At 51.2% G+C, this 5857-nt stretch carries 3 protein-coding genes; 1 reads left to right on the forward strand and 2 read right to left on the reverse strand.

Annotation, left to right across the window (positions count from 1 at the left end):
- A partial coding sequence (locus tag MHN01_RS14100) for a PPC domain-containing protein (RefSeq protein WP_239411922.1) occupies positions 1 to 305 on the forward strand: 305 nt, incomplete at its 5' end.
- A 94-nt stretch (positions 306 to 399) separates the two neighbouring features.
- Here MHN01_RS14100 and pfaD read toward each other — a convergent pair.
- Together pfaD and MHN01_RS14110 are read right to left on the reverse strand one after the other, a co-directional pair.
- Positions 400 to 2037: an eicosapentaenoate synthase subunit PfaD gene (pfaD, locus tag MHN01_RS14105; RefSeq protein ID WP_239411923.1), complete on the reverse strand. Its 1638-nt coding sequence runs from the start codon at positions 2035 to 2037 to the stop codon at positions 400 to 402.
- A 16-nt stretch (positions 2038 to 2053) separates the two neighbouring features.
- Positions 2054 to 5857: beta-hydroxydecanoyl-ACP dehydratase (locus tag MHN01_RS14110; RefSeq protein WP_370646505.1), on the reverse strand; the 3804-nt coding region annotated here is incomplete at its 5' end.

Genomic DNA, 5857 nt, shown 5'->3' on the forward strand with positions numbered 1-5857 from the left:
GTTATGGTCAGATTTATCATGGTAATACCGTCTGTATCAGTAACGGCAAGGCGTATTACTACTTTTATGTAGATGCTGATGTCAGCCGTATTGATATCAATACTGGCCACGGTGAGGGCAATGTTGATTTGTTCTATAACCCGTCGAGCTGGGCTGAGAGCTATAACTATGTGTTGAGCTCAACTGAGCCAGGCAATGCGGAGTCACTTACTATCAATAACCCTGCAAGTGGCTGGCAATATGTGACGGCACTAAGTAATCCGTCTAGCAATGGGGCCAGTTTAAAAATCGAGATGACAAAGTAACAGAAATGACTTGATGAAAAAGGCCTTCCTCCATGACTTGGAGGAAGGCCTTTTTTAATTTATGAACTGAAGCCAGTTTTGCTTAATTTTATGATTAAGCCATTTTTTGTTCTGGTTTCCAGCGAGCCAGATCTGCCGGTAGACGGATACCTTGTGAAGCCAGCAGGTTGATACGTGCTAGATAGGCGGCGCCATGCATTAGGTGCTTGGCAAGATCAACGGCACGGCGATCCTGATAGTTATCCAAGTAGCTGCCTTTTGCCCACGCATTGAAAGCACCAAGTGCCGGGCCTGCCCAGATTTGATAGTCCATCTCACGACCTGCTTCGCCGGTATTAGACCAGCGGCTTGAAAGGCCAAGATACCAACGGAAGATCAGAGCCATCTTACGCTTGGGATTATCTTGCGCACGCTCGATTTGTTTCGGATCACGTTCGTTAAAGTGTGCCACGGTACCGGCCCAGATTTCATCCAATGTTGCTCGGAACACTTGTGTCTCGAGCTTGTGACGCTCATCAGCCGGGATCGCTTCAATTGAATCGTAGCGGGTGTAGATGTCATACAGTTTGTTGGCACGCATCGGGAACAGAGTGCCGCGTTTGACTACCTGCAGCTTGACGCCCATTTCGAACATATCCGCGGCTGGTGCCATAGTGACATCGGCCATTTCAGCCGTCGCCAGCAGTTTACGGGTATGCTCACTCGCGCCTGCCTCGATACAGGCCTGGTTGATAGAACCGGTGACGATATAGGCCGCTCCCATGTTGAACGCCGCCAGTGCGGCATCAGGGGTACCGATACCACCACCAGAGCCAACACGCAGCGGAGTCTTGAATTGGTATTTCGACTGGATTTCTTCTTTTAACGCCAGAATTGTCGGCAGCAGGGTTACCAGCGGACGATTATCGGTATGGCCGCCGGAGTCGGCCTCTGCGGTAATATCATCAGCCATCGGAACAAGCTGAGCCAGTTCCATTTGTTCGGCTGTAATACGGCCTTCATCAACCAGTTTCTGCAGAATTTTTACCGGTGCTGGTTCCATAAACTTGCGGGCAACTTCTGTCCGGCTGACTTTGGCGATCACTTTGTTAGCAATGATAATTTCACCGTGAGCATCGCGGCTAAGGCCGGCAGCACGGTATTGAACGATTTGCGGTGTCAGTCCCAGGAAAGCCGATGCTTCAACCGTGCGCACCCCATGTTTGAGGAACAGTTCTACGCTGCCACGCTCCAGTGCCGGTTCACTCGGGCTGTGGATCAGGTTAAAGGCATAAGGGCCGTTTGGCAGGGCTGCCTGAATACGGTGAATAGCCTGTTCGACACGTGACGGGATCAGGCCAGCAGCACCAAAGGAGCACAGAATACCAGCTTGGCCCAGGGCGATAACCAGTTCTTCCGAAGAGATACCGTTCGCCATTGCACCGGCGTAATAGGCGTATTTCACGCCATGTACACGACGGAAGTCGCTGTCACCCAGACTTTGCGTACCGAGTGCTGGCGCAAAGGCGCTGACCGGGTGGCTTGAAGCGGCACTGGCACAATCGCCAGAGGTTAGTTCGGCTTGCTGGCTGATCCCCAGGCCCTTTTCAGGGTGATTGATTACATAACACCCGTAGCTCAAGTCTTTAAGGGCTTGTGCCATTGCATTGGTATCGAAGTGGGTAGCACTTTCATCAACTTGCCACGGCCATGGAGATAGCTTTTCGTTATTAATGGTTGTTTGTGTTGTCATAGTATTCGTTCCTAACTCAAGCTTCTTCAATACAGATGGCAATGTCTTTGACTTCGTAAATACGCAGGCCGTCTTTGCTCAGGTTGGCATCACCAATGATGATGCGTTTACCGTCTTCGTCTTTAATTGCAGTGATGTGGACATCCAGTGACATTTGCTTGTTCAGCGGGTTGATCTGGCCACGGTATTTCCACTTCACTTCAGATTGGATCTGGCCGAATTTCGGCGAACGGAATCCGGCACCTAAATCTTTGTTCAGGGCATAAGTTTGCATCAGTTCGATAATTGCTTCTACACCCAGAGAGCCCGGCATGACAGGATCTTGATGGAAATGGAACTGGAAGAACCAATCGCTTGGATCAATCGTTCGCTCTGCATACAGGTAACCCAAACCTGACTTACCACCGTCACTGGTAATTTCAACTTTATCGATGAAATTCAGGCGTCCGCCAGCTAGTTGGTAATGCGGTCGAACTTCGCCTGTTGCTGACAGCGGGGCATTGAAGTAGCGGCTTTGCTTATCAAGCAGATCGATAGTGACATCAGGCGTACGATTATGTTCGATGTGCCATGGCTGTGTCACTCTGCCGTTATCCAGCCCCAGCTGATCTTTCAGTGCTTCACCTTTGAAGTAACCAAATACCGCGGTGCCTTCATAGAAAGGTACGCCGTCAGTACTTAGCTCGAAGCTGAAGCTCTGCACTATGTTGGTACCCATCATAACGGTTGAAAGCAGACGGGAATCATTAACAATCGTTTTGCCGCGCAGGTCAACATTGCGCAGCATCTTGCCGCTGCCATCAAGGTTACGGAAAAACAGCTCCTGACCAGGGAAGCCTAGGGTGGTGCCCATGTAGCCTGAAATAAAGCCATTTGGCTGGAGCGAAATTTCCATCAATACCGAATAAGGTATGAGGGCGCTGTGGCTGTTTTCGCTGAAGTACCAGGCATTTTCCGGCACTTCATATTCAGCGATACATGATGACGGTGTTTTAAAGTCACCACGGGTACCGTTAACTTCGATCACACGGGTCGTCAACTGGAGATCGCCACACGGGGTGCGCGGTGGGATCATGCCGCGATAGATAGCGAAGTCGGGACCGAAACATTTTTCGATATCACCGGTAGCAAACTCGAACATGTGGTACGGTGTGAACGGTACCGTGTCAGGAGCGCGGTTTGGGTAATCCGGGGTTCTTGGTGCTTCAACATGTTGAAGCGGGATAACACCTTTGTTTGGGGCCGTATTCAGATCGGGAATTTGTGCCATCAGTGGTGCGTTGGCTGAGGCAGGTTGGTTTGCTGTCTCTGTTGTAGTTTGTAATGTCGTTTGTACTGCTTTTACTTCAGCAACAACGCTTTCAGCAATTTGATCTTCAGCAATATAGTCTGATGAACCGATGTAGCGAGTACATTCAGCTTCTTCTTTGATCATCACGCCCAAGTTCTGGAAGTCGACCACGACTTTGCCGTCAAGCAGAATATCAATGTTTGCTTTTGCATACGGGCGCGGGCTCAGGCCAATTTCCGTCACCTCCATCCGGTAAGTCAGCACGGCAGATTGCGGTATAACCTGACCACGGCAGCGAACTTTTTGCGGTGCGCTTTCAAGCGGCTGGAAGCGACCACTCTGGACCTGGGTGTGCATCCCTAAATACATCATAAAGAACTGCAGCAATTGACCACAGCCCTCAGCCATCAATGAGCCGGCCATCACAGAGTCATCTTTGAAATGGCAAGGGAAATACCAGTGTTCAGGCTCAAGCTGTTTGTGTCCTTCAACCAGACCGAGTCCCCAAGCGCCGCCATGCGGGTCAACGTGGCTGACTCGCTCAATCATCATGAACTTCTCTGAGCTGAAGCACAGCGATGGCTGAACTCGATCAGAAATATGGCTGTCACCAAAGCAACCGGCAATATTGGCACTCAGCAGATGATGCAGGGCGTGATAATCGAACTGGGTCTTCTGGCAGTGCAACAACGGGTTAAAGCGTTGCTTAACGGCCAGATTACGTGCCTTCAGTTCATCTTCGGTACGGATAACCCCTTTGCCGTCCGCCAGCTCTTCATCGGTAAAGAAGCCTGCGCAGCCGTTATCCATTTTCAGGATCATCTTGTCGCCGACGAAACATTCGTAGGAGAAGAAGAACAGCAGGGTATCGCCGTTACGGGCAAAGTTGTTGATTGAGATATCGTATCGCAGGGTATCGCCACCACGCGGCAAGTCACCGAGGAAGGTGAGGGTGCAATCAAGCAGACGATAGACTCGCTCGCCTTTGTTTTCGAAATCGATACCGAGATAGCTAATGAGCATTAAGTCACACTGGCCAGATTCTACCGCGACAGCCCAAGGGATCTGACCGTCGACCAGGTAAGGTGCATCCACCGGAATGTCGTACTCTGTGGTCATAGTACTTGGTTTGTACTCCAGCATTTGCGCATCTAGCTTAGTGACTCGCGATACCAGCAGGTAATCGGTCGTCGGCAGCCTTACCCGACGCGAATAGCTGTCGATAATTGCATAGTCAGGGCCAAAGACATTGGCGATGTCACCTTCGGCATACTCCACCAAGTCTTCATAGTCCCAAATGCAGGGCTTACGGATTGGTTTTGCGATAGCCGCTGTTTCTGCTGGTGCAGCCATTACGCTTTGTGCCGGTGGTGCCTGCTCTGAAGCTGCATCAGACGGATAGCTAACTACCTGGCTTTTGCCCGCATTCATCTGCGCGGTGACTTCGTTAAGCTGTGCCTTCAATAGGGCATCAGCCATCTTCAACCCTTGCTCGCGGTTTTGCAGGAAAGCCTGATGGACCTGCTGTGCCAGCAGTTGATTTTCGACAAATGAAGCGTTCTGCGTTGAAACTGAGTCATTGTGATCGTTAGCGGATAGGACGTTGGTCATATTGCTTGGAATACCTGTGCTCGGACTCTGGCCTGATGTTGCCTGAGTCGGGGATAAGGATGGCGTCGGTGTTACGGGCCTGGTTAAAGGCTGGGCCACGGGCATAGTTAAGGGCATAGCTTTAGCCATTGTCTTCACCGGGGGCAGTATACGCGGTCTTGCGTTGGCAGCCTTCTGCTGGATTTGCTGAAGTTCAGGAAGATCCGTTGTCACGATATGCTGGTAGATATCTCGCCCGCCCAGGGTAACTTGTTTAATTAGCTGGCGTGTTGAGTCAACAGCGAGTTCGCTTGCAAGCCTTGCCGTCAGGGAGTGTGTTTCTGTGTTTGTCTGGGTGACAATAAGTTGTGAACATTGCCCCTCACTGACATTCGCCACGATGGCAGCTTTGCTGTCGGTGTGTGAGACGACTTTATTTAGACTCAGCAATCCGTGGAGCATACTCGCCATGCCAGATGCGGCAGAGCAGTGGCCCAGACGGAGACTGGCCTGTGTTTGCGATGCATGGGAAAGCGGCAGGTGGATACTATCGCTGTTTTCCGGCGCTTGGTTGATCTCCAGCAAGCTGATGTTGCTTGCAGCAATACCGGTTTCAGTCAAAAGACGGTCGGTAACCGCCTGGCTCTGGCTGACAGAGCTAAACCCAAGGGCATCGATTGAGCCGTAGCTATGGCCAACGGCTGCGTTTTGTTCATCAACAAGAACAACTGCCCCGGCCCCTTCGCCGACATGCCATCCTCTGTCTTGTGCCGTCAATGCGACGGGGGTAATGCTATTTTTGAGAATCACCTGCTCGGCACTACCGCTGAGATCAACGGCGGCGATCACAACGGCGTCCAGAGACTCTTGTGACATCAGGTTCTGTGCGACATCAATACAGCGGGCAACAGATTGCTCTGCAGCAGAAATAAAGTCGTC

Origin of the sequence: Photobacterium sp. OFAV2-7 (genome assembly GCF_022347985.1) — a bacterium.
In the GTDB taxonomy this organism is placed as follows: domain Bacteria; phylum Pseudomonadota; class Gammaproteobacteria; order Enterobacterales; family Vibrionaceae; genus Photobacterium.